The sequence below is a fragment of the Allobosea sp. LjRoot90 genome, assembly GCF_964254315.1.
GTDB lineage: Bacteria > Pseudomonadota > Alphaproteobacteria > Rhizobiales > Beijerinckiaceae > Allobosea.
The window spans coordinates 1,264,760-1,290,311 of the sequence record NZ_CAXUTF020000001.1 but is presented as its reverse complement, the minus strand read 5'-3'; the positions used below and the strand labels follow the sequence as shown (position 1 = coordinate 1,290,311).

Here is a 25,552-nt window from a genome sequence, read left to right as displayed (position 1 = left end):
TGCTCACGCGAGCTGCTCTCGACGCGCCGTGGCGGACCATGCGAAACTTGCCGCAGGAGGCGCGGCTGGGGTGTCGCCTCCTGGACCCGGCTCACATGATGCATCGTCGTTTCTTTCTGATCGCCTTGGGAGCATCGGGGCTCGCGATCCCTGATCGGCGGGCTCTGGCGGCGGAGCCCGTGAGGCGGATCATGCTGATGGTCGGCGTGCCGTTCGACCATCCTCTCCTGCGCGCCCGGATGGCGGAGCTGAGCAGGCTCCTGGCCGAGAAGGGCTGGGTCGAAGGCCGGAATCTGCGTATGGTCTGGCGGTTCTCGGGTGTGAACGAGGATGATCTGGCGCGGGTCGCCGCCGAGGTGGTCCGCGAGAAGCCCGAGGTCATCGTCGTCGGCTCCAGCGCAGAGACCGCGGCTGTCCTGGAGCAAACCCGGCAGATTCCGGTCTTGTTCTCGACCGCGTCCGATCCCGTCGGTAGCGGTTTCGTGCGCTCGCTGGAGCGTCCCGATGGCAACGCCACGGGATTCAGCAACAACGACCCCGCCATGTCGGAGAAATGGGTCGAGCTCTTGACCGAGATCGCGCCGGCGACCCGCCGCATCGGCGTGGTCTTCAACCCCTATACGACGCCGGCTGCGGGCAAGAGCTATCTCGCACGCTTGCATAGCAGCATTTCGGGTGCGGAGCTTGCTCTCGAAACCATCCACGTGACCGAGGCATCGGAGATCTCGCGCGAGATCGCGACATTTGCTGCCAAGGGCGGCGGGCACGGTTTGGTGTTCCTGCCGGACAGCTTCACCTTCCGCAATGCCGCCGCCTGCGCGGCTGCCGCGGCGCAGCAACGATTGCCGGCGATCTACCCGTTCGACACCTTCACGCTGCAGGGTGGCCTGATCTCTTATACCGGCGCGCGAGAGGAGACGGCCGAGTTGATCGCCTCCTATATCGATCTCATCTTGCGAGGGGCGAATGTCGCCGAACTGCCGGTGCAGTTCTCGCGCAGTTTCGAGCTGGTCATCAATCGAACCGCGGCCGCGGCCCTGGGATTGGACCTGCCGCCATCCCTGCGAATCCGCGCGACCCGGATCGTGTCGTGACACTGCACGGCGCTGCGGAACAGGACAGCGTATCGCAGCCGCGTGTCGGCCTCACCCGCAAGTATACGGTTTTCGTCGTCGTCGCGATCTGCCTGGCTCTCGGGCTCAATACAGCGATTGCAGCTCTGTTCGCCTTTTCGGATCAGCGGGCCCTTCTCGTACGCGTCCAGCAGGAGCAGGCCCGGGCGGCGGCGCAGAGGATCGGCGCCTTCGTCGCCGACATCATGAGCGACCTTGAGTTGGCTTCTGAGAACGGCACCGGCAATAACTCGCCCGAGGAGCGTCATCTCGATGGCTTGAGGCTGCTGCGGCAGGTTCCCGCGATCCTCGACCTACGCCAGATCGATCAGGAGGGGCGCGAACAGCTCTTCCTCTCGCGTTTCGCGCGCGACCGGGCTGGCAGCGATATGGACTGGTCCGCCGACCGGGGCTTCCAGATCGCGCTCTCACAGGGCAGGTTTTATGGCGAGGTCGAGTTCCGGCGCGGCTCGGAGCCGCATATGGTGCTGCTCCGGCGTTCGGCCTTCGCTCCGCACCGGGTTGTGCGGGCGACCGTCAATCTCGTCTTCATCCGAGATGTCGTGTCCCGGCTCAAGGTCGGCGAAGCCGGCCGCGCCTACATCGCCACGCGTTCCGGCCGGCTGATCGCCCATCCCGACCTGCGTTTCGTTCTCCGGAACACCAATCTCGCCGATCTGGTGAGCGCGCATACGGCGGCTGGCGGCTCGGGCGCCGGGCTTTCTATGACGGATGTCGAGGGCCGGCGCGTCCTCTCGGTCATGGCCGCCGTGCCGGATCTCGATTGGAACGTCGTGGTCGATCTGCCAGTGAGAGAGGCCTTCGCGCCGATCTATGCCTCGATCCTGCGCTCACTGACTCTATTGGCTGTTGCACTTTTCGTCGCCGTGCTGGTCGGCATTGCTCTTAGCCGAAAACTCGTCGCTCCGATCAAGGCGCTCGGCGCTGGTGCCGCGCGGATCGGCCAGGGCGAGTTGGACGAACGGATCGACATCCACACCGGCGACGAGTTGCAGGAGCTCGGCGAGCAGTTCAACCTCATGGCAGAACGCCTCGCAGAAAGCCGCGCCGTCCTGGAAGACAAGGTCGCGGAGCGCACCGTGGCCCTGAAGACGGCGCTCGCGCTTGCCTCGGCAGGGCAGAAGGCGGCGGAAGAGGCGACGCGTGCCAAGTCTCGGTTCCTGGCCGTGGTCGGGCACGATATCCGCACGCCGCTATCCGGTGTGCTCGGGGTTCTGGAACTGATCGATCGTGGACGCTTGAGCCAGCGCGACCGCCGTCTCATCACCATGGCCGCGACATCCGGCGAGGCGCTGGTCGATCTTGCCAACGCGACGCTCGACCTGTCCCGGCTGGAGGCCGGAACCGAAAGCCTGGATCTGCGCGATTTCGATCTTGGCGCCCTCATGACCGCAACCGCAGCGCTGATGCATCCCCTGGCAGAGCAGAAGGGGTTGGTCCTGAGGTTGCAGCCCCCGCCCGAGGGCCTGCGCCTGCACGGCGATTCCGGCAAGATTCACCGCGTTATCGTCAATCTGTTGCGCAATGCGATCAGCTTCACCGAGCAGGGCGAGGTCGAGTTCGGTGCCGCTTTCCAGCCCGCATCAGCCTCGCAGCGCGCCAGGCTGACACTCACGGTGCGCGACACCGGCATAGGCATCGACCCCGCTATACAGGACCATATTTTCCGCGATTTCGTTCAGGTCGACCCGGAAACGGGACGCCGCAACGGTGGGGCCGGTCTCGGATTGGCGATCTGCAGGAAGCTCGTCGAGTTGATGGGTGGCTCGATCTCCGTCGCCAGCGCCAGCGGGCAAGGCAGCACCTTTTCCGTCAGCTTGCCACTGACTGCGGCCAAGGCCGCGGCCCGGCCCGGCGAGGCGCCTCCGGAGCAATTGCAGCGCATTCTCGTGGTCGACGACGACCCCGTGACGCGCGAGGTCGCTCGGCTGATGGTCGGCAAGGCCGGTCACAAGGTGCAGGCCGTGGCCTCGGGCGAGGCGGCTGTGAAAACCCTGCGCAAGCGCACATTCGACCTTGTTCTGCTCGATATGCACATGGGCGGAATGGACGGTATCGAAACCACACGGGCGATCCGTGCCTTGCCGGCCATCGCGCAGCCCCGGATCGTCGCGCTGACGGCGGATGTCTCTCCGGAGACGATGCGGCGGATGCGTGCAGCGGGACTAGCAACGATCCTGTCCAAGCCGATCACCTCCGCCGCACTCCTGCAGATGATCGGCCGCAGGGGAGGCCGCAGTGGTCGAGGTCTTGTCGTCGCCCTGTCGCCGGATCAGCCCGTCGACGTCACCTTCTTCCGGACCCAGCGCGGGTTGATCGGCGAGGCACGGACGCGGCAACTCGTGGCGCTCTTCGCGACGGTGTCCGCGACCATTCTAAGGGGCATGGGGGAGGCCGCTGAACGCCTTGACCGTGTCGAGCTGGGCCGGCTGGCCCATCAGTTGGCGAGCTCGGCAGGGGCTGTTGGTCTTGGGCGTGTCTTCGCCCTGGCGACTGCGCTCGAGCGCGAGGCGACGGGTGCAAGCGCCGAGGCGTTGACGCGCGCGACCGAGACGCTAGACCGGGCCCGCACCGAAGCCCTCGACGCCCTCGCCAGGCTGGAAGGGCAGGTGCCCGCCGAGACGGCTGTCGCCTAGAGCCCGTTCCGATCAACTTGCATCGCAAGTTGATCGGAACGGGCTCTAACTCAAAGTGAGAGCCGGATCCGATCAGGCTGATTCAGCCTGATCGGATCCGGCTCTAGACATCGCGCTCCACGGCAACGCCGAGCTTGTAGCCGGTTCCGCTGACGGTCCTGATCATGCCCGCCTTGCCCGTATCCCCCAATTTCTTCCGCAGGCGCGCCACCAATGCGTCGACGCTGCGTGCATCGACGGAGGTATCGCGGTTGCTGACGACCTCGATCAGATAATCGCGGGTGAGGGGGTGGCCATCGCTTTCGACAAGGGCGGCGAGCAGGTCGAATTCGCCGCGTGTCAGGCGGATCGGATCGCCGTTGATCGTCGCAAGCTCGCGGCGCCGCAAATCCATGTTGAAAGGACCGAAGGTGACCGTGATGTTGCGGCGCGCCATGTCGCGCTCGATTTTTCGCCGGCGCAGCAGCGAACGGGCCCGGGCGAGCAGGTCGCGCAGGTCGACGGGCTTGCCGACATAGTGGTCGCCGGCGAGCTCCAGTCCGACGATACGGTCGACGTCGGCATCGCGCTGCGTCACGAAGATGATACCGGCGTCAGACACCGATTGAAGCTCTCTGGCGAGTTCGAAGCCGTCTCCGTCCGGCAAGACGACGTCGATGAAAATCAGATCCGGCTTGAAGCGCCGGACCGTCTGCCTGGCCTGGGCCATGGTTTCGGTCTCCTCGACCAGAAACCCCTGATCGACGAAATACCCCGAAATGACCGTGCGGGTGACGGGATCGTCCTCGACGATGACGAGCCGTTCACGAGATGTCGCATCCATCGGTTCTGATGTCCCGGTCAGCCGGGTCGCCCCTCGATGGAGGGCCTGACGATCCGGCTGAACCGACGATTCAACAGAGATTGATGCACTGCAAGCGCCGGCCGGCGAAATTGTTGACAGCCGTTCACCGAATGACCGGCGGCGATAAGGGATTTGTTAACGACCCGCGCCGCGCCGCGTGCGGGTTCGCCGTACGAGCAACTCTCCTCGCGGCGGTGGGCTGGATTACAGCTTGAACACCTCCCGCGCGGTCTCATGGGCGCGGATATAGTCCCAGTCATAGCTCACGCCGAGGCCGGGCCCGGTCGGCACCGGGAAGCAGCCATCCTTGTCGACGCCATCAAGCTGGTCGCTGTAGCCGCAAGTATAGACCGGCGGCACCGCGTTCGGGCAATCGGGCCCGACGAGAGCGAGCTCGTAGAAATTGGTGTTGCGGGTCGCCGCCATGCAGTGGCGATGGGCCGGACCGCAGGCGTGGATCTCGACGTCGACGCCGAAGGCCTCGGCGAGATGGGCGATCTTCATCGCGCCGGTGATGCCGAGATCGTATTCGGGGTCGGAGCGCAGTGCGTCGGTGCCGCCATTAATCAGGAAATCGGCCTTCGGCTCGAAGCCGCGCAGATACTCGGTCTGCAGGATCGGCGTCTTCAGCGCCTCGCGCAGCTTCTTGTGGGCGAAGGCCGAGACGCCGCAATCGCGCATCGGGTCCTCGTACCAGAAGTAATTGCCCTCGTCGCAGGCGCGCCCGACATAGAGCGCGTCGGCGAAGGTCCGCAGTTCGTTGGCCGGATCGAGCATCAGGGTCATGCGGTCACCGACCGCCTTGGCGACATGCAGGACGTTGGCGGCCTCCTTGCGGGCATCGCCGTCGTGCCAGCCATGGACCTTGAAGGCGCGGTAGCCGAGGTCGTAACAGTGCTCGGCAAAGTCGACGAAGGCCTGCGGGGAATCGAGCCCGCCATTGCGGTCGCCGTGATAGGTCGAGGCATAGGTCTTGAGCTTGCTGCGGAAGCCGCCGAGCAATTGCGAGACCGAGGCGCCGAAGCGCTTGCCGGCGAGGTCCCACAGCGCGATGTCGATCGGCCCGATGCCCATGCCGTCGTGCTGGCGGAGTTCCCGCTTCATGTCGTTCCAGATCTCCTCGCGGTGATCGGGATTGCGACCGAGGATGTTGGGCGCGAGCGAGAGCGTCTGGGCCATGGTGGCGCGGGTGCCGCCCCAGTGCATGACGTACTGCCCCTCGGCGCCGTCCTCGCTGCGGATGATGACGGCGAACTTGGTCAGCTCCAGCTCGGAGTTCGGCTTGTAGCCAATGTTGTAGATGGCGCGGGCATTCTCGGCCGATGGCCCGAGATTTTTGGCCTTGAACGAGAACTCGACGATCTCGACTTCGCTGATCCTGGTCATGGAGAATCCCTCAGAAACCGGCCACTTGCGGCAGCCACAGGCTGAGCGCTGGCACGTAGGTGATGATGGCGAGCGCGACGATAAGCGCGATCAGGAAAGGCCAGAGCTCGCGGAAGAGCGGCCCGAGCTTTACGCGCGTGATCGCCATGGCGACGAAGCAGAGCACGCCGACCGGCGGCGTCACCTGGCCGATGACGAGGTTGACCAGCAGCACGATGCCGAAATGCACGAGGTCGATCTGCAGCGCGGTGAGCAGCGGCAGCAGGATCGGCACCAGGATGATCATGATCGCGATCGTCTCCATGAACATGCCGGCAATCAGCAGGGCGATGTTCAGGATCAGCAGCACGACCAGCGGGTCGGTCGAGATCGACTTCATGAACTCAGTGACGAGCTGCGGTGCCTGGTCGACGGCGAGGATCCAGCTGAAGGGCGAGGCTGCCGCGACGATGGCGAGGATCACCGCCGTCTCGCGCGCCGTGCCGATCAGGATCGCCGGCAGGTCGGCGAGGCGGATCGTGCGGTAGACCAGCATGCCGACGACGAGCGAATAGGCAGCGGCGACGCCGGCGATCTCTGTGGCGGTGAACAGGCCGGCCCGGAAGCCGACGATGATCAGCACCGGCATCAGCAGTGCCAGCGAAGCGTATTTGAACTCCTTCCAGAGATTGCCGAGCGAGAAGGCGCCGGCCGGCCGGAAGTCGCGCTTCAACGCCATGATGGCGATGGTCGCCATGATGCAGCCGGCCATGACGAGGCCGGGGATGATGCCGGCGACGAACAGGCTACCCAGCGAGATGTTGGCCTGCCAGGCGTAGACCACCATCAGGATCGAGGGCGGGATGATCGGCCCGAGCGTGCCGGCGACCGCCGAGAGCGCCGCACCGAAGGCGCGCGGATAGCCCATCTTCTCGAGCTGCGGCACGAACACCCGCGCGGCGGCGGCAGTGTCGGCGACCGAGGAGCCTGAGATGCCGGAGAGGAAGACCTCGCCGACGACGAGCGTGTGGGCCGGGCCGCCGCGGATATGGCCGACCAGCGCCTTGGTGAAACTGAACAGCCGCTCGGAGATTCCGGACGCATTCATCAGTGACCCCGCGAGCGTGAACAGCGGAATCGCCAGCAGCGGGAAAGACTGCACACCGGCGACGATGCGCTGCGCCGCCACGGTGAGCGGGATGCCCTCCATGAAAATCGCGAGCAGGGCCGAGCCGGCCATGGCGATCCAGATCGGCGTGCCGACCACGAGCATGACGGCGAAAGAGACAAGGAGGATGGTCACCATGGCCGCTAATCCCGCGTCGTGATGTCGGACCAGAGCACGCCGGTGACGCCCTCATCGATCAGGTTGCGCAGGAGATGGAGCAGCGAGAGCACGCTGCCGAGAAAGAGCGGTGCGATCGCCCAGCCGGCGGAGATGCCGAGCATCGGCGTCAGGTTCGGCAGCTCGCGCTGGAGATAGCGCCAGGAGAAGAAGGTCAGCGTGCCGAGGACCACGGCCGTGGCTGTGAAGGCGAGCAGGCCGAAGGCAAAGCAGAGCCAGCGCGGCGCGAACAGCACGACGACGTCGATGATGATGTGCGTGCGGGCGTGGAAGGCGTTGGCGATGCCGAGGAAGATCATCCAACCGAACAGGATGAGGATGAGCTCTTCGGACCAGGTCAGCGGGTCGCTCAGCACGTAGCGGAAGACCACGGCGGCGCAGACCAGCGTCGCGATCGCGCCGTGCAGCGCAGCGAGAAAGGCGCTCTCGACGCGGCTCGACCAATCGTCGAGCCGCCGGATCAGGGTGAGGCCGGTCATCGTCGCGGGCTAGCGCTTGCGCTGCGTTTCGATCGCCGCGAGCACGCGGTCGAGATGGGCTTTGCCCCAGCGGCCTTCCATCGCGGTCGCGACGACCTTGGACTTGGCGGCGAAGGCGTCGCGATCAACGTCCTCGATGATCTTGGAGCGGCCGGACTTGCGGATTTCCTCCAGCATCGAGGCCTCGCGTTTCTGCTGGAGATAGGTGTTCATTGCCGAGGCACGGGCGGCTTCGGCGAACAGGACCTCGCGATGCTCGGGTTTCAGGCGCGCCAGGCTGTCCTTGTTGATAACGATCATGTTGTTCTGGAGCATGTGCCGGGTCATCGCGACATAGCCCTGCACCTCGTAGAACTTGCGCGAGAAGATCGTCGGGATCGGGTTCTCCTGGCCGTCGACCGTCTTCTGCTGGAGCGCGGTATAGACCTCGCCGAATGGCACGGGCGTCGGCGCGGCACTGTAGGCCTTGATCATCTCGACCCAGACCGGGCTCTCCGGCACGCGGATCTTCAGGCCTTGCATGTCCTCCGGCTTCTTCACGACCCGGTCGAGCGTCGTCATGTTGCGCCAGCCCCAGTACCAGACGCGGGTGATCGGCACGATGTTGTGCTTGTCGCGCAGCTCGTCAAAGATCGGATCGAAGGCGTCGGAGCGGATCATCGCCTCGGCTTCGGCCCAGTCTTTCCAGAGGAACGGCGCACTCGGGATCTCGAGAGCCGGCACCAGCGATGACGCTGCCGCCATTGACGGGGCAGACAGGTCGAGCGCGCCTTCCTTGACCTGCTTGAAGAGGTCGACCTCCTTGCCGAGCTGCTCGGCCGGGAAGACGCGGATGGTGACCGCGCCGCCCGTGCCCTTGTTCACCCGCTCGGCGAACTCCTGGAAGAGCTCGCCGGCGATCTCGGCGGTGGTGTTGGCGTGGCCGAAGCGCAGCGTCTGCGCCTGTGCCGTGCCGGCGATGAAGCTGCCGGCGATCAAGGCCGCGGCGGCGATGCGTCTGAGGATCATGCGTTTCTCCCTGATGCTGAACCGGGCCGTTTTCGGCCTCGGGGGCGTTTCGGCTATTTGATCAGCCGCTCGTAGGAACCTTCGAGATGCAGGCGCATGGCCTCACGCGCTGCATCGGGATCGCCCGCTTCGAGCGCGTCGACGATGCGGAAATGTTCCTGGTGGGTCAGACCGACATCCTGCTCGCGGCTCAGGTAGAGCCGCGAGATGTGCAGGTGAAAGCGCAGGTCGTCATAGCTCTTGAGGGCGACCTGGTTGCCGGCAGCCTGCAGGATGATGCGATGGAAGCGGTCGTCGCCCTCGGTGAAGGCGCGATGGCTGCGATACTCACGCGAGGGTGCGCCCGCCTTCATGATCGCGACCTCGTCGCGCAGCGCCTTGATGATGTCCGGTCCGGGCCTGCGCCGTGCCGCCTCTGCCGCTGCCCAGGGCTCGATCACGCCGCGGAAGCTGTAGACGTCTTCGTAATAGCGCTGGTCCGGCAGGGGCGCGGTGGCGAAGCCGATGAAGGGCTCGGCCTTGACCAGTCCCTCGGCGACGAGCCTCGCCAGCGCCTCGCGGATCGGCGTCGATGAGACCCCCAGCTCGCGCACCAGCCCGTCGACGACGAGCTTCTCACCCGGCGCGTAGGCCTGGTCGAGGATGCGCTCCTTGATCGCCTCGTAGACCTGGTCGCCGAGCACGACCCGCTCGATCTTGCGTGCACCGTTCAAGATTTTGCATCCTGCATCTTGGATCGTGCATGATTTAGAAGAATGCAAATCTCCCTGTCAATGTCGCCATCACCCAGTTGTGCAAAAGTGGAGCTGGCTCGAATCCTGCTTTCTCCCGAGGAGCAATGCGCATTCACACAGCATGACGTCAGACATCAAGATCCTGGTTGTCGATGCGAACCCGATCCGGGCCGCCATCATCGAAGAGGGGCTGTGCGAGGCCGGCTTCAGCGCCATCGTTCGGGTCAGCGAGACGAACGGGCTGGTCGCTGCCATCGTGCAGCACGACCCGGACGTCGTCGTGATCGACTTGGAGAATCCAAGTCGCGACGCGCTCGCCGACATGTTCCAGGTCAGCCGCCATGTCAGGCGGCCGATCACGATGTTCGTCGACCAGTCGGACGCGACCCAGATCGAGGCCGCGGTCGAGGCGGGTGTCTCGGCCTATATCGTCGACGGCCTCAGGAAGGAGCGGATGAAGCCGATCCTGCAGACCTGCATCAGCCGCTTCAACGCCTTCAGCAAGCTGCGCGAGGAGCTCGACGAGGTCCGCTCGCAACTCGACGATCGCAAGCTCATCGACCGCGCCAAAGGCATCATCATGCGCCTGAAGGGGCTGGGCGAGGACGAGGCCTACGCCCTGATGCGCCGCGCTGCGATGAACGAGAAGCGCAAGCTCGCCGACATCGCCCGTTCGATCATCACAGCCGCCGAGGTGCTGAAATGACCTTGCGCCTGCGGATCGGCTTCATGCCACTCGTCGATGCGGCCCTGCTGGTCGCTGCCGCCGACACTGGAATCGCCGACGCTCACGGGCTCGCGCTCGAGCTCGTGCGCGACGTCTCGTGGTCGAACCTGCGTGACCGCCTGCATGTACGCCTGCTCGACGCCGCGCACATGCTGGCGCCGGCGGCGATCGCCTCGACGCTTGGTATCGGCGGCGTCACTGCGCCGATGGCAGCCCCGATCCTGCTGAACCTGAACGGCAATGCGCTCACCCTTTCGCTGCGCCGCTTCGAGGAAATGGCGCGTGTTGCGACAGGCGATCTGGCGGATTCGGCGGTCTCGGCGCAGGCACTCGCGACGCTCATCTCCGCCCGCAAGGCGTCCGGCCTGCCGCCGCTCGCCTTCGCCGCGGTCTTCGGCTTCTCCTGCCATACCTATCTGCTGCGCGACTGGATGGCGCTCGGCGGCGTCCGTCTTGGCGAAGACGTTCGGCTCGAGATCGTGCCACCGGTCCGCACGGTCGAGGCGCTGGCCAGCGGCGAGGTCGATGGCTTCTGTGCCGGCGCGCCCTGGAACACTCTCGCGGTCGAGGCCGGCGTCGGCGCGATCCTGCATTGTGGCGTCGATCTCATGCCGGATCTGCCGGAAAAGGTGCTGGCCTGGCGTGCCGACGACGTCGAGCGCCGCAGCGAGGCAGTCTCCCGCCTGAACGCGGCGCTGATAGAAGCGAGCCGCTGGGCTTCGGACGAAGCGAATTGGCCGAGCCTTGCCCGACTGCTCGCGGCGCCGGATCGCCTTGCGGCTCCGGCAGCCTTGATCGAGGCGATCCTGCGCGGCGACATCATCCAGGGCGGCGGGCGCCCGGTTCGGCAGGTGCCGTCCTATATCCGCTTCGATGCCGCTGCGATCCATCCCGACCCGGCTCATGCCGACCGTCTGCTCGCCGCGATGGCGCGGGCGGGGCAGGTCGTGGTCACATCGGATTTGACCGAGCGGGCGCGGGCAGTCTTCGGACCGCTTGTCACGGAATCGGCCGAAAGGTGAAATTCTAGGCGTGATTATAAATTGTGCAGTTGCGCTCGAATTGTGCGGCGCACAAAATTAAATCAAAGGCACCGCGTACCTCGGCCTATCAACGCTACTTGAAACAATTCAAATGCTTGCTGCCGACCGTTGAGTTGGCACGGTCCTTGTATCGACCGTCTCAACCGCGGCCAAAGCTGCCCGCGAGCAAGTTCGAAATCGGAACGCACAGCAACGCCGCTGTCGAAGGGAGCCCGGCAGGGCACTTTCGCGCGGCGTTTTCGTTTTCGCGGACACCAAACCGTTCACGAGGGAAAGCGATCGATGACCAAGACCGTCAAGACCAAGGCCGCCGCTCTCCAGGCCGGGCCGAGCCGTCGCGAATTCCTGAACCTGACGGGCGCAGCGGCCGTGGCTGCCGCCGCCAAGCTGGCGCTTCCGAACGGAGCCTTCGCGCAGAGCGCCGGCCCCGAGCTCAAGGGCACGCGTCTCGGCTACATCGCCCTGACCGATGCAGCGCCGCTGGTCATCGCCAAGGAGAAGGGCCTCTTCGCCAAATACGGCCTGCCCGACATGGACATCGCCAAGCAGGCCTCCTGGGGCGCGACGCGCGACAACATGGCGCTCGGCTTCAAGAGCAACGGCATCGATGGCGGCCACATCCTGAGGCCCAAGACGCATCTCTATTCCACCGGCAAGGTCATGCAGAACGGCCAGCCGTTGCCGATGTACACGCTGCTCAACCTGAACCAGGACGGGCAGGCGATCTCGGTCTCGAACGAATACAAGGACCTCAACGTCCAGAAGGACTCTTCGCCGCTGAAGCAGGCTTTCGAGCGCAAGAAGGCAGCGGGCAAGGAACTGACCGCCGCGATGACCTTCCCGGGCGGCACCCACGATCTCTGGATCCGCTACTGGCTCGCCGCCGGCGGCATCGACCCCGACAGCGACATCAAGGTGATCACCGTGCCGCCGCCGCAGATGGTGGCGAACATGAAGGTCGGTGCGATGGACTGCTTCTGCGTCGGCGAGCCCTGGAACGAGCAGCTCGTCAACCAGAATATCGGCTACACCGCGCTCACCACCGGCGAGCTCTGGTTCAGGCACCCCGAGAAGATCCTCGGCATGCGTGCCGATTTCGTTGACGCCAATCCCAAGGCGACGCAGGCCATTCTGATGGCGGTGATGGAGGCCCAGATGTGGGCCGACAAGATGGAGAACCGCCAGGAGCTCGCCGAGATCGTCGGCAAGCGGCAATGGTTCAACGTCCCGGTCGGCGACATCAACAAGCGCCTGCAGGGTGACATCAACTACGGCAATGGCCGCGAGGCCAAAGGCACCAACCTCTACATGAAGTTCTGGGGTGAGGGCGGCACCGTCTCGTACCCCTGGAAAAGCCACGACGCCTGGTTCATCACCGAGAACATCCGCTGGGGCAAGTTCGACACCAACATCGACATCAAGGCGCTGGTCGACAAGACCAATCGCTCCGACCTTTGGTCGGAAGCCGCCAAGACCCTCGGTGTCGCCAATGCGGCCAGCGGCGACTCACGCGGCGTCGAGACCTTCTTCGACGGCATGAAGTTCGATCCGGCGGCGCCGATGGACTATCTCAAGGCGCTCAAGATCAAGCGGGTGGCCTGACGCCATGGCCGAGCCGCTCGTCATCGTCGGCAAGGGCATGGCGGCGACCAGGCTGGTCGACGAGCTCAGCCAGCGCGCGCTCGGCCGCTACTCGATCGCGGTGATCGGCGCCGAGCCGCGGCTCGCCTACAACCGGGTGCTGCTCTCGCCTTTGCTCGCCGGCGAGATCGGCGAGCCCGAGATCGAGCTGAAGCCTGCCACCTGGTGGCAGGCGCGCGGCGTCTCGATGCTCTACGGCAAGCCGGTCACCGGCATCGACCGGGCGGCGAAGAGCGTCACTCTGGCCGATGGCTTGACCCTGCCATACGGCAAGCTCGTCCTCGCCACCGGCTCGAAGCCGCTCAGGCCGCCTTTCCCCGGCGGCGACCTGCCGGGCGTCGCGACCTTCCGCGACACCGCCGATGTCGGCCTGATGCGAACCTACGCCGAGCGGGGCGCCCGCATCGTCGTCATCGGCGGCGGCCTGCTTGGGTTGGAAGCCGCCTATGGTCTGGCGCGCGCCGGCGGCCAGGTCACGCTGCTTCATTTGGTCGATCGCCTCATGGAGCGCCAGCTTGATGCGGAAGGCGCCGGCCTGCTCGCGGCGGCGATGGCGCAGCGCGGCATCGCCGTGCGGCTGAACGCCTCGACGAAAGGCTTCGTCGGCAAGGACAAGGTCGAGGCGGTCGAGCTTGCCGATGGCACGCTGATCCCGGCCGATCTCGTCGTCATTGCCATCGGGGTGAGGCCCAACATCGACCTCGCCGCTGCCGCCGGGCTCAAGAGCAATCGCGGCATCGTTGTCGACGACCATCTGGCGAGTGAGGATCCCACGATCTTCGCCATCGGCGAATGCGCCGAGCATCGCGGCCAGGTCTACGGCCTGGTCGAGCCGGCCTATGAGCAGGCCCGCGTGCTGGCGACGCGGCTTGCCGGCAGGGAGGCGAGCTACCCGGGCTCGCTGCTCTCGACCAATCTCAAGGTCTCCGGCGTCGGCGTCTTCTCCGCTGGCGAGTTCGAGGTCGGGGAGGGCGCGCAGGTCATGGTGCTGCGTGATCCCGGCGCCGGCATCTATCGCAAATTCGTGCTGCGCGAGGGGCGGCTCGCCGGCTGCGTCCTCGTCGGCGACACCACCGGCGCGCTGTTCTATCTCGGCCTGATCCGCTCGCAGCAGGATATCTCGCCGATCCGTGCCGACCTGCCCTTCGGCGAGGCCTATTGCACCCCGAGGGCGGCCTGAGCATGCGCCACGACGCCCCGCTAGCCGCTGTCGCAGCGACCCGCACGACCTGCCCCTATTGCGGGGTCGGCTGCGGCGTGCTCGCGACGCCGGACGGCAAGGGCGGTGCGGCGATCGCCGGCGACCCGGATCATCCGGCCAATCGCGGCCGGCTCTGCTCGAAAGGTTCGGCGCTCGGCGAAACGCTCGGCCTCGGCACTCGCGTGATGCATCCGCTGAAACGAAATGCGCGCGGCGCCTATACCCAAGTCTCCTGGGACGAGGCGCTGGACGCGGTTGCGAACGGCCTCTGGCGCGTCATCGACCGGCACGGTCCGGAGGCGGTGGCCTTCTACCTCTCCGGCCAGCTCCTGACCGAGGACTATTACGTCGCCAACAAGCTGATGAAAGGCTTCATCGGCTCGCCGCATGTCGACACCAATTCGCGGCTCTGCATGGCCTCGACCGTCGCTGGCCATCGCCGTGTCCTCGGCTCGGATACCGTGCCGGGTAACTATGAGGACCTCGACAGCGCCGACCTGATCGTGCTGGTCGGCTCCAACACCGCCTGGTGCCACCCGGTCCTGTTCCGGCGTATCCAGCAGAACCGGACCGAGCGCGGCGCCAAGGTCGTCGTGATCGACCCGCGCGTCACGGCGACAGCCGAGGATGCCGACCTCGTCCTGCCGTTGAAGCCGGGTTCGGACAGCGTCCTCTTCGCCGGATTGCTGGTGCATCTGGCTGACGCTGGCCTGCTCGACCGCACGTATATCGAGTGCCACGTCGCCGGCTTCGACACGGCGCTCGCCAATGCCCGTGAGATCGCGCCCGACCTGGCCACAGCCGCTGCCCTGACTGGCCTTCCGCAGGCTGATATCGCCAGCTTCTACGCGCTCTGGGCCGACACGCCCGCCGTCGTCACCGCCTGGAGCCAGGGCGTCAACCAGTCAGCGCAGGGCACCGACAAGGTCGCCGCGATCCTGCACTGCCATCTCGCCACCGGCCGTATCGGCCGGCCCGGCAGTGGCCCGTTCTCGCTGACTGGCCAGCCCAATGCCATGGGCGGGCGCGAAGTCGGCGGGCTCGCGAACATGCTCGCCGCCCATATGGGTTATTCGTCGGCCGAGATCGCCCGCGTCCGCCGCTTCTGGGGCGCTCCCCGCATGGCGCAAGCTGAAGGCCTCAAGGCGGTCGCCATGATGGATGCCGTCGCCGATGGCCGCATCAAGGCGATGTGGGTGATGGCGACCAACCCCGCCGTCTCGCTGCCGCGCGCGGATGCCGTCAAGGCGGCGTTGCGCGGGCTCGAGCTCTTCATCGTCTCCGAGAACGTGCTGTCGAATGACACGCTCGCCGCTGGGCCGGATTTCATCTTGCCGGCCGCCGCCTGGGGCGAGAAGGACGGCACCGTCACCAACTCCGAGCGCCGGATCTCGCGCCAGCGCGGCTTCCTGCCGCTGCCGGGCGAGGTCAGGCCGGATTGGCGGATCGTCTGCGAAGTCGCCAAGCGCCTCGGCTTCGGCGATGCCTTCACCTATGCCGGCCCGCACGAGATCTATGCCGAGCACGCCGCGCTCTCGGCTTTCGAGAACGAGGGCAGCCGCGATTTCGACATCGGCGCCCATGCCGCCCTGACGCGCCGCGTCTACGACACGCTGGCCCCGGTGCAATGGCCGGTTCCGGCAGACCGGCCCGAAGGCACGGCCCGGCTCTTCGCCGAAGGCGGTTTCTTCACCGCCGACCGCAAGGCGACGATGCAGCCGCTCGCCATGCCGGCGCTCGCAGTCTCGACCAGCGAGGCTTTCCCGCTGCTGCTCAATACCGGCCGCGTCCGCGATCACTGGCATACGATGACGCGCACGGGTCTGAGCCCGCGGCTCTCGGCCCATATCGCCGAGCCGACCGTGCTGGTGCATCCCGAGGATGCGGCCTGCTACGGCCTGGCCGACAAGGGCTTCGCCCGCATTGCGACCGCCCACGGCGCAGTCGTGCTCAAGGTCGCGCTGGATGCCGGTGCGCAGAAGGGCTCGATCTTCGCGCCGATCCACTGGTCGGCCGAGACCGCCTCCGACGCTCGTGTCGGCGATGCCGTCCAGCCGCTGGTCGACCCGTTCTCCGGCCAGCCGGAGATGAAGGCGACGCCGGCTGCGATCGCGCCGATTTCCTTCCACTCGCGCGGCTTCCTGCTCGGTGCCGAAGATTTCGCGTTGCCGGAGGGAAGCTGGTGGACCCGCGTCGCGGTCGAGAGCGGGCAGGGCCGGCTCTTCGCAACGCAGGCCGATGCCAACGAGATCATGCGGCTCGCCCACGCCGCTTTCGGAGCCGACGGGCTGATCGAGATGGTCGATGCCGAGCGCGGACTCTACCGCTGCGCCCTGATCCGCGACGGCCGGCTCGCTGCGGCGCTCTTCCTTGGGCCGGACCATGACGCGCCGGTCTGGGATGCGGTCAAGCTCGCCTTCGCCGGCGATGCGCTCGATCCGCGCCAGCGCCTGGCTCTGCTCTCCGGCCGCAGCCTCGATGGCGCCGCCGACCAGGGCCCGACGGTCTGCGCCTGCTTCGGCGTCGGGCTGAACGCGATCCGGGCCGCCTTCGCCGAGGGCGCCGCCATCACGGTCGAAGATATCGGCCGCAAGCTGAAAGCCGGCACGAATTGCGGTTCGTGCCTCCCTGAAATCCGCCGCATCGGCGCGCAGCAGCGCGTTGAGGTGCCGGCATGAACGCACCGATCGATCACAGGAGTGACAGAATGGCTCAGGCTGCCTTGAAGGACGTCGGCGCGGGCGCAAAGGTCGTCGCTTTGCCGGCCGCGAGTGCGGGCGTGGTGGCGTTGCCTCAGGCGACTGGAAAGCCGCTGCGCGAGAGACTGGCGCCGCTGGTGAAATCGGTGCTGGTCAACCTCGTGCCACCACTGATCACGGTCGCGCTGATCCTGCTGTTCTGGCAGATCGCCGCCTCGGGCCCGCAATCCTCGCTGCCACCGCCGACGAAGATCTGGGCTGAAGCGAAGGACCTGATCACCGAGCCGTTCTTCTGGGCCGGTTCGCAGGATATCGGCCTCGGCTGGCGCATCCTGGTCTCGCTCCAGCGCGTCGCCATCGGCTTTGGCCTCGCCGCGATCGTCGGCATCCTCCTCGGCGCACTCGTCGGCCAGTCGGTCTGGGCGATGCGGGGGCTCGATCCGGTCTTCCAGGTGCTGAGGACCGTGCCGCCGCTCGCCTGGCTGCCGCTTTCGCTCGCCGCTTTCCGCGACAGCCAGCCCTCGGCGATCTTCGTGATCTTCATCACCGCGATCTGGCCGGTGATCATCAACACCGCGGTCGGCATCCGCAACATCCCGCAGGACTACCGCAACGTCGCCAAGGTGCTGCGGCTGAACCAGGTCGAGTTCTTCTTCAAGGTCATGGTGCCCTCGGCCGCGCCTTACATCTTCACCGGCCTCAGGATCGGCGTCGGCCTGTCCTGGCTCGCCATCGTCGCGGCCGAGATGCTGACCGGCGGCGTCGGCATCGGCTTCTTCATCTGGGACGCGTGGAACTCCTCGCGCCTGTCCGACATCATCGTGGCGCTCGTCTACATCGGCGTGGTCGGCTTCGTGCTCGACCGGCTGGTCGCCTTCGTCGGCACGATCGTCACCCGCGGCACGGTCGTGAACTGAGGAGCCGGACCATGAGCACCCCCTATCTCAAGATCGACCATGTCGAGAAGACGTTCCAGCGCGGTGCGGCTTCGACCAACGTGCTGAAGGACATCAACCTCGTCATCGACAAGGGCGAATACGTCTCTGTCATCGGCCATTCCGGCTGCGGCAAGTCGACCCTGCTCAACATCATCGCTGGGCTGACACCGGTGAGCGCCGGCGCCGTGCTGCTCGAAGGCAAGGAGGTCAACTCGCCTGGGCCGGAGCGGGCGGTGGTCTTCCAGAACCATTCGCTGCTGCCCTGGCTTTCCGTCTACGACAATGTCGCGCTCGCCGTGAACAAGGTCTTCCGCGGCGTGAAGAGCAAGGCGCAGCGGCATGACTGGATCATGCACAATCTCGACCTCGTCCAGATGGCCCATGCCAGGGACAAGCGCCCCGCCGAGATCTCCGGCGGCATGAAGCAGCGCGTCGGCATTGCCCGCGGCCTGTCGATGGAGCCGAAGATCCTGCTGCTCGACGAGCCCTTCGGCGCCCTCGACGCGCTGACCCGCGCCCATCTGCAGGACTCGATCATGCAGATCCATGCCGCGCTCGGGAACACGATGATCATGATCACCCATGACGTCGACGAGGCCGTGCTGCTTTCGGACCGGATCGTGATGATGACCAACGGCCCCTCCGCCCGCATCGGCGAGGTGCTCGATGTCCGGCTGGAGCGTCCGCGCAAGCGTCTCGATCTGGTCTCCGACCGCACCTACATCGCCGCGCGCGAGGCGGTGCTGAAATTCCTCTACGAGCGCCACAGGTTTGTGGAAGCGGCGTGATGGAGAGGCTGATGGAGAGCGCAGCGCTGGGCCCTTCCTTCTCCCCTCGGGGGAGAAGGTGGCCCGGCGAAGCCGGGTCGGATGAGGGACGGAACCGCGACGGGGCAAGACTTCCCTCATCCGTCAGCGCTTCGCGTTGCCACCTTCTCCCCCGGGGGGAGAAGGGAGGGGGGCTTCCATGAGCAACGACTTCTCTCCTGACCAGAAGCGCTATCTCGAAGGCTTCATGAGCGGCATGCAGTCTGCTCGCGCCGCGCGTGGCCTTGGGCCGCTCGGCGGTGCGGGTGGGCAGGGCAACGCCATGCCGTCGGGACCCGACAGGGAGCATGCCGAGGCGCAGGCGAAGACCGTTGCCGGAGGCGGCAAGCTGGTCGATCAGGAGAAGTGGAAGGCGGCCGAGCATCCCTTCGACGCCTATGCCCGCTTCAAGGACCAGGCTTCGTCGGGCACCTATCCCAAGACGGAGGATAATTTCCGCTGGCGCTATCACGGCCTGTTCTATGTCGCCCCGGCACAGGACAGCTATATGTGCCGCCTGCGCATCCCGAACGGCATCCTCAAGGCCTGGCAGTTCGAGGGCGTCGCCGATCTCGCCGAGCGGCTTTGCGGTCCCTACAGCCACGTCACCACCCGCGCCAACCTGCAGGTCCGCGAGATCAGCGCCGAGAACGCGCCGCTGCTGCTGGAAGGCCTCGCCGATCTCGGCCTCACCGCCAAGGGCTCGGGCGCCGACAATATCCGCAACGTCACGGGATCGGCGACCGCCGGCATCGACCCGCTCGAACTGCTCGATACGCGGCCCCATGCCCGCGCCTGGCACCATCACATCCTCAATGACCGCTCGCTCTATGGGCTGCCGCGCAAGTTCAACGTCGCCTTCGACGGCGCCGGCTCGATTGCGACGCTGGAGGACACCAACGATATCGGCTTCCAGGCGATCGAGGTTGGGGAGGGCGCGTCCTTCGAAGGCCAGCCGGTCGAGTCCGGCATCTGGTATCGGCTCGCGCTCGGCGGCATCACCGGCCATCACGATCTCGCCCGCGACACCGGCATCGTCGTCGCTCCCTCGGATACGGTTGCGGTGGCCGATGCGATCGTTCGCGTCTTCGTCGCCAATGGCGACCGCACCAACCGTAACAAGGCGCGCCTGAAATACGTGCTCGACGCCTGGGGCTTCGACAAGTTCCTGGCGGCAGTGGAGGAGAAGCTCGGCCGCCGGCTGATCCACGTCGACGGCGCTTTCGTGAAGCCGCGCCCGGTCTACGACCGGCTCGCCCATATCGGCGTGCACGCCCAAGCCCAGCCCGGCCTCAGCTGGGTCGGCGTTGCGCTACCGGTCGGCAAGCTCACCACCGCACAAATGCGGACGATCGCAGCCATTTCGCAGCAATGCGGCGACGGCGATATCCGTCTCACCGTCTGGCAGAACCTGCTGATCTCCGGAGTGCCCGATGCAAAAGTCGACGATGTCGTCGCCAACCTGAACGCGTGCGGCCTTTCCGCCGAGACCTCCGTGCTGCGCGCCGGACTGATCGCCTGCACTGGCGCCACCGGCTGCAAGTTCGCCGCCGCCCACACCAAGGAGGACGCGCTCGCCATCGCCGCCCATTGCGAACCGCGCATCACGCTGGATCAACCGGTCAACATCCATCTGACCGGCTGCCATCATTCCTGCGCCCAGCACTATATCGGCGATCTCGGCCTGATCGGCGCCAAGGTCCCGGTGAACGAGGAGGGCGACACCGTGCCGGGCTACGACCTCCTGGTCGGCGGCGGCTATGGCGTCGATGGCGGCATGGCCCGCCCGTTCCGCGAGAAGGTCAAGGCTGAGGAGGCGCCGGCGCTGGTCGAGGCGATCCTGCGCACCTGGCAGGTCCATCGCGCGGCGCCGGACGAGAGCTTCGTCGCCTTCGCCCGCCGCCATGAGATCGCAGCGCTGCAGGCGCTGGTCGCGCAGACGGGAGAGGCGGCATGACCGTCCAGGCGCCGAATCCGCTCGTCCAGGTCCTGCCGGAGACCGCGCCCTTCAGCGAGGAGCAGCGCTCCTGGCTCAACGGCTTCTTCGCCGGCCTGCTCTCGCTCGACAATGCCGGCGTCACCGCCCTGTCGCCGGCCGAGAACGCCGCTGTCATGGGCGAGGCCGACGACGGCGCGCCCTGGCACGATCCGGCCATGGTGATCGCAGACCGGATGCAGCTCGCCGACGGCAAGCCGCTGCCGCGCCGGCTCTTCGCCGCCATGGCGCAGCAGGATTGCGGCCAGTGCGGCTATGTCTGCGAGACCTATTCGGCCGCGATCGCCGAGGGCAAGGAAGGCCGCCTCAACCTCTGCGCGCCGGGCGGCAAGGAGACGCTGCGCCAGCTCAAGGCATTGATGGAAGAGGGCGGGGCGCCTGCTGCCGAAGCTTCGGCCGAGCCCGCTTCAGCGACGCCTGCCGGTCCGCTCGGCCGCAGCCGCGAGAACCCGGCGCTCGCCACCTTCCTCTCGCGTCGCAAGCTCAATGGCGAGGGCTCGGAGAAGGAGACCTGGCATGTCGAGTTCGATCTCTCCGAAAGCGGTCTCGACTACATCGTCGGCGATGCCTTTGGCATCGTCGCGCAGAACGATCCGCGCCTGGTCGATGCTGTCATCGCGCTGCTTGGCGCGCGGCCCGATGCCGATATCGGCGGCAAGCCCCTGCGTGAGCGGCTGCTGGCCGATTGCGGGCTTGGGCCGGCGCCCGATGCGCTGTTCCAGCTGATTTCTTATGTCACCGGCGGCGAGACCCGCCAGAAGGCGAAGCGGCTCGCGGCCGGCGAAGATCCGGATGGCGATCTCGACCGGCTCGACGTGCTTGGCACCTTGCACAAATTCTCTGCCGCGCGGCTCTCGCCCGAGGCCTTCGTCGAGGCGCTCGATCCGCTGCAGCCGCGGCTCTACTCGATCTCGTCATCCTTCAACGCTGCGCCCGGCCTGATATCGCTGACGGTCGATACGGTCCGCTACAAGGTCGGCTCACGGCCGCGCTGGGGTGTCGCCTCGACCTATCTGGGCGAGCGTGTCCAGCCCGGCGACAAGGTGCCGGTCTATGTCCAGCGCGCCCATGGCTTCGGCCTGCCGGCGAACCCGGAGACGCCGGTAATCATGTGCGGGCCCGGAACCGGCGTCGCGCCGTTCCGCGCCTTCCTGCACGACCGCAAGGCGACCGGAGCGACGGGCCGGAACTGGCTGTTCTTCGGCCACCAGCGCCGGGCCTCCGACTTCTTCTACGAGGATGAGCTCAACGCGATGAAGGCGGAGGGCGTGCTGACTGGCTTGACGCTGGCCTGGTCGCGCGACGGCAAGGACAAGATCTACGTCCAGGATCGCATGCGCGAGCGCGGCGCCGAGCTCTTCGCCTGGCTGGATCAGGGCGCGCATTTCTATGTCTGCGGCGATGCCAAGCGCATGGCCAAGGATGTCGAGCGCGCCATGGTCGATGTCGTCGCCGAGCATGGAGGGCGCTCGGTCGATGAAGCGGTCGCCTATGTCGCGGCTTTGAAGAAGGCCGGGCGCTATCAGGCCGACGTCTACTGAAAGCCGCTATGCGGCGATCAACGCAGGCCTGTTCGCCTGGCGCAGGACAGTCCGCTTGCCCGGCGTCGATGCGGCCCTAGACTGACCGCATGGCACACTCCCTCAAGGCTGGCGCGGCGCCGGCAATCTCCGCCGGCATGAACCAGCCGAACCTCGATTCCGATGCGGTCTGGGAGGCGCGGCGTGATCTCGCCGCCTGCTTCCGCATGGCGGCGCGCTATGGCTTCGAGGAGGGCATCTGCAACCATTTCTCGGCGCTGGTGCCGGGCTATGACGACCTCTTTATCGTCAATCCCTATGGCTGGGCTTTTCGCGAGCTCACCGCCTCGAAGCTGCTGATCTGCGACTTCCACGGCAATGTCGTCGCCGGTGAGGGCCAGCCCGAGGCGACCGCCTTCTACATCCACGCCCGCGTTCACAAGAACCTGCCGCGCGCCCGCGTCGCCTTCCACACCCACATGCCCTATGCGACGGCGCTCTCGATGACCGAGGGCGAGCCCCTGATCTTTGCCGGCCAGACGGCGCTGAAGTTCTATGGCCGCACCGCGTTCGACCGCGACTATAACGGCCTCGCGCTCGACGAGCGCGAGGGCGACCGCATCGCCGGCGCGGTCGGCGAGGCCGACATCGTCTTCATGAAGCATCATGGCGTCATGGTCCTCGGCCCGACCATCGCCGAGGCCTGGGACGATCTCTATTATCTCGAGCGCGCCTGCGAGGTGCAGACGCTGGCGCTCTCGACCGGCCGCAAGGTGCTGCCGGTGAAGCCGGAGATCGCCGAGGCGGCCTATCGGCAGATGCGCGAGGGCGACCCGGAATCGGCGAGCCTGCATATGGCCTCGATCCGCCGTCAGCTCGACGCCGAGGAGCCGGTCTACAGAGACTAACGGCTACTACTAGGGGCTGTCGTTCGCCGCTTGCTCATTGCCCGCCAAGTATAAACAGAACAATTAAAGCTAAAGCAAAGCTGCCCACCACGGCAATGCGGCCTTCACCTTCGAGTTCGATAAGCCAAGGGATACGGAATCGAAGGCGATCGCTTCCGGGGCGTCTAGAACGGAATGTCATCAGATGCTCCGGAGTTTCCCATCGCGTGGGCTGGAGTAGGCTCTTCCCACTCATCCTGAACCTTCACGACGACGCGGGAGAGACCAACGCGATCAACAACGATACGGCAAACTGTAACGGGCTGCGGGCGTTGCCTGCCGCTCACGTACATTTCCCCTGTGTCCATATCGAAGTTTGGTATCTGTGCGCTTGCAGTATAGGTTCCCGCGTAGATGGCGATTCCTAGCCGCTCTAGATTACTTATTTCCTCGGAAATATTGACCGCCAAGCGCAGCCTTTGTGCTAAGGACAGCCGAATGTCTTCCATAGGAGTGGTCCAAGGGTTCGGAATCAGATTTTCTAGCTGTTCCACCATGCCGCTCAGAGAATCTATGTTGTGGGCGGTCGGTTCGGCGTTGCAGTAGAGCGTTCCGGAAAAAGATCCCAGTATTATATCAAGAAGAGCCTTGCCCGAGCTGATGTGTCTTAGGGCGACTGCATTGCGCTCTTCTTTTGGGTCGCTCCCGTTGTCCAAAATCGCGTTGGCCTCAAGAATGTCTCCAACGGTGACCCGCAGAGCGGCAGCAATGCCAGCCAGGGTGTCCAGCTGAAGTACAACTCCCCTCTCAGCTCGCTGTATCGTTCGGATATTGACGCCGCTCATAATCGCGAGCTTGTCCTGCGTGATGCTGAGTTGCTTCCTCAGCTCGCGAAGTCGTTGCCCGTTGGAGCGGCTCTGATTTGGTTCATTGAGCATTTAACAACGATACCCAATCGAGCCCGCAATGCATACGATTCCTATCCGACAGAAATCCGACTCCTTGCCGATCGTACGGGCGATATTGCCGCCAACGCTCTGTCGGGTTAGGCGCCGAGCTCCCGCAGCAGCGCGTCCAAGCGCTCGACACCGGCGATGATCTGCGCCTCGTCGAGCGCGGCATAGCCGATGACGAGGCCGGCGCGGCGGTCGCGATTGTCCGGCTGGTCATAAAGCCCGCTCACGCCATAGAGGCCGAGCGAGGCAGCCGCGGCCCGTTCCGTCAGCTCGGCTTCGCGCGATTGCGGTAGTCCGTTGATCCAGACAAGCACGTGCAGGCCGGCATCGGTGCCGGAGATCGTGACGCGCTCGCCCAAATGCAGGCGCAGTGCCTGCAGAAGGGCGACGCGCCGCTCGCCATTCCGGCGCCGGACGCGGCGCACATGCCGCTCATAGGTGCCGTTCGCGATCAGCTCGGTCAGGGCCGCTTGTTCAAGTTCCGGAGCGTGCCGATCGGTCACGCGCTTGGCCCGGGCGAAGACCTCGCGCAGGCCCTGCGGCAGGACGAGATAGCCGAGCCGCAAGGTCGGCGAGAGCGTCTTCGAGACGGTGCCGAGATAGATCACGCTGCCGGCCTGGTCGAGCGAGCGTAGCGGCGGCACCGGACCGACATCATGACGATACTCGGCGTCGTAATCGTCCTCGATGATCGCGGCGCCGTTGCGGGCCGCCCAGGCGAGCAATTCCTGCCGGCGCGTGGCCGAGAGAATGCTGCCGAGCGGCATCTGATGCGACGGGGTCACGAAGGCGAGTCGCGCTGGCGGCAGCGCGTTGGTGCGCATGCCGCCGCGGTCGACGAGCTGTGGCGCGAGCTCGGCGCCGGCGGCCAGAAAAACCTGGCGCGCCAGATGATAGGCCGGGTCCTCGATCACGACGCGGTCGCCGGGATCGATCAGTAGCCTGGCGCAGAGATCGAGCCCCTGCTGGGAGCCGTTGACCACGACGATGTCGTCAGCCTCGCAGTGCAGGCCGCGGGAACGCCAGAGATAGCCTTGCAGAGCAGCGCGCAGCTCAGGCAAGCCGCGCGGATCGCCATAGCGCAGGCGCGCTGGCCGCCGTGTCGCGGCGTTCGCCAGTGCCCGCCGCCAGGCGAGCGTCGGGAAATCACCACCGGCGAGCTCGCCATAGCGGAAATCGAGTGCGAAGGGCTGCGCATTCCACGGAATGGGCGAGGCGGACGCCAGCCTCCGGCCATAGGCGGAGATCTCGGTAGGGCGCGCTGCGGGCGCCGTTTCTGGCGCCGGCTTCGGCTGCGCCAGCCCGGCGGCAACCCGGGCACGGGCGCCGGCTCGGGTTTCGAGATAGCCCTCGGCCGCCAATTGCTCGAAGGCGGCCGTGACGGTGGCGCGCGACAGGCCCCATTCGGCTGCAAGCGCCCGCGTCGATGGCAGGCGGCTGCCGGGCGCGTGGACACCGGCAGCGATCTCGCGCTTGATCGCCACGACGACCCGGCGCTGGGCGCCGACATCGCGCTCAACTGGTCCAGTCGTATTGCCAGAAACTGGCTGTTCCATGCAGGCCAGATTAGCGGCATGACGGCGGCGACCGCAAG

20 protein-coding genes are annotated in these 25,552 nt (G+C 66.2%); 12 read left to right on the top strand and 8 right to left on the bottom strand.

The genetic code is table 11. The features are described 5' to 3' along the window. The first annotated feature begins 47 nt into the window (after positions 1 to 47). Positions 48 to 1,094, top strand: a complete 1,047-nt coding sequence (locus ACSQ3M_RS06080) for an ABC transporter substrate-binding protein (protein ID WP_436149149.1) — start codon at positions 48 to 50, stop codon at positions 1,092 to 1,094. After that, complete coding sequence (locus ACSQ3M_RS06075) at positions 1,091 to 3,769, top strand: ATP-binding protein (protein ID WP_436149148.1); 2,679 nt, start codon at positions 1,091 to 1,093, stop codon at positions 3,767 to 3,769. The genes ACSQ3M_RS06080 and ACSQ3M_RS06075 overlap by 4 nt, the downstream gene beginning before the upstream one ends. A gap of 103 nt (positions 3,770 to 3,872) precedes the next feature. Here the strand turns inward: ACSQ3M_RS06075 and ACSQ3M_RS06070 are convergent, their stop codons facing one another. From ACSQ3M_RS06070 to ACSQ3M_RS06045, 6 genes are all read right to left on the bottom strand, one after another. Beyond that, positions 3,873 to 4,592 (bottom strand): response regulator, encoded by a 720-nt coding sequence (locus tag ACSQ3M_RS06070; protein WP_436149147.1) that lies wholly within the window; start codon positions 4,590 to 4,592, stop codon positions 3,873 to 3,875. A 225-nt stretch (positions 4,593 to 4,817) separates the two neighbouring features. Further along, positions 4,818 to 5,999, bottom strand: a complete 1,182-nt coding sequence (locus tag ACSQ3M_RS06065) for an enolase C-terminal domain-like protein (RefSeq protein ID WP_436149146.1) — start codon at positions 5,997 to 5,999, stop codon at positions 4,818 to 4,820. A gap of 10 nt (positions 6,000 to 6,009) precedes the next feature. Then, positions 6,010 to 7,284, bottom strand: coding sequence for a TRAP transporter large permease (locus ACSQ3M_RS06060; protein ID WP_436149145.1), 1,275 nt, complete (start codon positions 7,282 to 7,284; stop codon positions 6,010 to 6,012). A gap of 5 nt (positions 7,285 to 7,289) precedes the next feature. After that, positions 7,290 to 7,802 carry a TRAP transporter small permease gene (locus ACSQ3M_RS06055; protein ID WP_436149144.1) on the bottom strand — a complete coding sequence of 171 codons (513 nt, stop codon included), beginning with the start codon at positions 7,800 to 7,802 and terminating at the stop codon, positions 7,290 to 7,292. A 9-nt stretch (positions 7,803 to 7,811) separates the two neighbouring features. Next, on the bottom strand, positions 7,812 to 8,810 hold the full coding sequence (locus ACSQ3M_RS06050) for a TRAP transporter substrate-binding protein (RefSeq protein ID WP_436149143.1): 999 nt from the start codon (positions 8,808 to 8,810) through the stop codon (positions 7,812 to 7,814). A gap of 53 nt (positions 8,811 to 8,863) precedes the next feature. After that, entirely contained in the window at positions 8,864 to 9,523 is a 660-nt protein-coding gene (locus ACSQ3M_RS06045) for a GntR family transcriptional regulator (RefSeq protein ID WP_436149142.1), read from the bottom strand. A gap of 142 nt (positions 9,524 to 9,665) precedes the next feature. Between ACSQ3M_RS06045 and ACSQ3M_RS06040 the strand changes: the two genes are divergently transcribed. From ACSQ3M_RS06040 to ACSQ3M_RS05995, 10 genes are all read left to right on the top strand, one after another. Next, positions 9,666 to 10,250: an ANTAR domain-containing response regulator gene (locus ACSQ3M_RS06040; protein WP_436149141.1), complete on the top strand. Its 585-nt coding sequence runs from the start codon at positions 9,666 to 9,668 to the stop codon at positions 10,248 to 10,250. After that, the gene (locus ACSQ3M_RS06035; protein ID WP_436149140.1) at positions 10,247 to 11,293 is read left to right on the top strand and encodes a CmpA/NrtA family ABC transporter substrate-binding protein; all 1,047 of its coding nucleotides are present in this window, start codon (positions 10,247 to 10,249) and stop codon (positions 11,291 to 11,293) included. The genes ACSQ3M_RS06040 and ACSQ3M_RS06035 overlap by 4 nt, the downstream gene beginning before the upstream one ends. Positions 11,294 to 11,596: 303 nt before the next feature. Continuing rightward, positions 11,597 to 12,916, top strand: coding sequence for a CmpA/NrtA family ABC transporter substrate-binding protein (locus ACSQ3M_RS06030; protein ID WP_436149139.1), 1,320 nt, complete (start codon positions 11,597 to 11,599; stop codon positions 12,914 to 12,916). 4 nt (positions 12,917 to 12,920) lie between these two features. Continuing rightward, entirely contained in the window at positions 12,921 to 14,135 is a 1,215-nt protein-coding gene (locus ACSQ3M_RS06025) for an NAD(P)/FAD-dependent oxidoreductase (protein ID WP_436149138.1), read from the top strand. 2 nt (positions 14,136 to 14,137) lie between these two features. Next, positions 14,138 to 16,834 (top strand): molybdopterin-dependent oxidoreductase, encoded by a 2,697-nt coding sequence (locus tag ACSQ3M_RS06020; RefSeq protein WP_436149137.1) that lies wholly within the window; start codon positions 14,138 to 14,140, stop codon positions 16,832 to 16,834. 29 nt (positions 16,835 to 16,863) lie between these two features. Next, a complete protein-coding gene (gene ntrB / locus ACSQ3M_RS06015) occupies positions 16,864 to 17,772 on the top strand; it encodes a nitrate ABC transporter permease (RefSeq protein WP_436149136.1) in 909 nt (302 codons plus the stop codon). 11 nt (positions 17,773 to 17,783) lie between these two features. Next, positions 17,784 to 18,581 (top strand): ABC transporter ATP-binding protein, encoded by a 798-nt coding sequence (locus ACSQ3M_RS06010; RefSeq protein ID WP_436149135.1) that lies wholly within the window; start codon positions 17,784 to 17,786, stop codon positions 18,579 to 18,581. Positions 18,582 to 18,759: 178 nt separating this feature from the next. Beyond that, the gene (locus ACSQ3M_RS06005) at positions 18,760 to 20,556 is read left to right on the top strand and encodes a NirA family protein (protein WP_436149134.1); all 1,797 of its coding nucleotides are present in this window, start codon (positions 18,760 to 18,762) and stop codon (positions 20,554 to 20,556) included. Continuing rightward, positions 20,553 to 22,136, top strand: a complete 1,584-nt coding sequence (locus ACSQ3M_RS06000) for a sulfite reductase subunit alpha (RefSeq protein ID WP_436149133.1) — start codon at positions 20,553 to 20,555, stop codon at positions 22,134 to 22,136. Before ACSQ3M_RS06005 ends, ACSQ3M_RS06000 begins: the two co-directional genes overlap by 4 nt. An 89-nt stretch (positions 22,137 to 22,225) precedes the next feature. After that, the gene (locus ACSQ3M_RS05995) at positions 22,226 to 23,023 is read left to right on the top strand and encodes an aldolase (RefSeq protein WP_436149132.1); all 798 of its coding nucleotides are present in this window, start codon (positions 22,226 to 22,228) and stop codon (positions 23,021 to 23,023) included. A gap of 164 nt (positions 23,024 to 23,187) precedes the next feature. Here ACSQ3M_RS05995 and ACSQ3M_RS05990 read toward each other — a convergent pair whose 3' ends face one another. Both ACSQ3M_RS05990 and ACSQ3M_RS05985 read right to left on the bottom strand, forming a co-directional pair. Further along, positions 23,188 to 23,940 carry a helix-turn-helix domain-containing protein gene (locus ACSQ3M_RS05990; protein ID WP_436149131.1) on the bottom strand — a complete coding sequence of 251 codons (753 nt, stop codon included), beginning with the start codon at positions 23,938 to 23,940 and terminating at the stop codon, positions 23,188 to 23,190. 107 nt (positions 23,941 to 24,047) lie between these two features. After that, the gene (locus ACSQ3M_RS05985; RefSeq protein WP_436149130.1) at positions 24,048 to 25,514 is read right to left on the bottom strand and encodes a PLP-dependent aminotransferase family protein; all 1,467 of its coding nucleotides are present in this window, start codon (positions 25,512 to 25,514) and stop codon (positions 24,048 to 24,050) included. Between the last annotated feature and the right edge of the window lie 38 nt (positions 25,515 to 25,552).

Bases quoted from the DNA above. Each gene is read 5' to 3' on its own strand.
- ACSQ3M_RS06035 (WP_436149140.1), top strand. From the start codon at position 10,247: ATGACCTTGCGCCTGCGGATCGGCTTCATGCCACTCGTCGATGCGGCC.
- ACSQ3M_RS05995 (WP_436149132.1), top strand. From the start codon at position 22,226: ATGGCACACTCCCTCAAGGCTGGCGCGGCGCCGGCAATCTCCGCCGGC.
- ACSQ3M_RS05985 (WP_436149130.1), bottom strand. From the start codon at position 25,514: ATGGAACAGCCAGTTTCTGGCAATACGACTGGACCAGTTGAGCGCGAT.
- ACSQ3M_RS06020 (WP_436149137.1), top strand. From the start codon at position 14,138: ATGCGCCACGACGCCCCGCTAGCCGCTGTCGCAGCGACCCGCACGACC.
- ACSQ3M_RS06010 (WP_436149135.1), top strand. From the start codon at position 17,784: ATGAGCACCCCCTATCTCAAGATCGACCATGTCGAGAAGACGTTCCAG.
- ACSQ3M_RS06060 (WP_436149145.1), bottom strand. From the start codon at position 7,284: ATGGTGACCATCCTCCTTGTCTCTTTCGCCGTCATGCTCGTGGTCGGC.
- ntrB (WP_436149136.1), top strand. From the start codon at position 16,864: ATGGCTCAGGCTGCCTTGAAGGACGTCGGCGCGGGCGCAAAGGTCGTC.
- ACSQ3M_RS06005 (WP_436149134.1), top strand. From the start codon at position 18,760: ATGAGCAACGACTTCTCTCCTGACCAGAAGCGCTATCTCGAAGGCTTC.
- ACSQ3M_RS06050 (WP_436149143.1), bottom strand. From the start codon at position 8,810: ATGATCCTCAGACGCATCGCCGCCGCGGCCTTGATCGCCGGCAGCTTC.
- ACSQ3M_RS05990 (WP_436149131.1), bottom strand. From the start codon at position 23,940: ATGCTCAATGAACCAAATCAGAGCCGCTCCAACGGGCAACGACTTCGC.
- ACSQ3M_RS06070 (WP_436149147.1), bottom strand. From the start codon at position 4,592: ATGGATGCGACATCTCGTGAACGGCTCGTCATCGTCGAGGACGATCCC.
- ACSQ3M_RS06000 (WP_436149133.1), top strand. From the start codon at position 20,553: ATGACCGTCCAGGCGCCGAATCCGCTCGTCCAGGTCCTGCCGGAGACC.
- ACSQ3M_RS06030 (WP_436149139.1), top strand. From the start codon at position 11,597: ATGACCAAGACCGTCAAGACCAAGGCCGCCGCTCTCCAGGCCGGGCCG.
- ACSQ3M_RS06055 (WP_436149144.1), bottom strand. From the start codon at position 7,802: ATGACCGGCCTCACCCTGATCCGGCGGCTCGACGATTGGTCGAGCCGC.
- ACSQ3M_RS06065 (WP_436149146.1), bottom strand. From the start codon at position 5,999: ATGACCAGGATCAGCGAAGTCGAGATCGTCGAGTTCTCGTTCAAGGCC.
- ACSQ3M_RS06040 (WP_436149141.1), top strand. From the start codon at position 9,666: ATGACGTCAGACATCAAGATCCTGGTTGTCGATGCGAACCCGATCCGG.
- ACSQ3M_RS06025 (WP_436149138.1), top strand. From the start codon at position 12,921: ATGGCCGAGCCGCTCGTCATCGTCGGCAAGGGCATGGCGGCGACCAGG.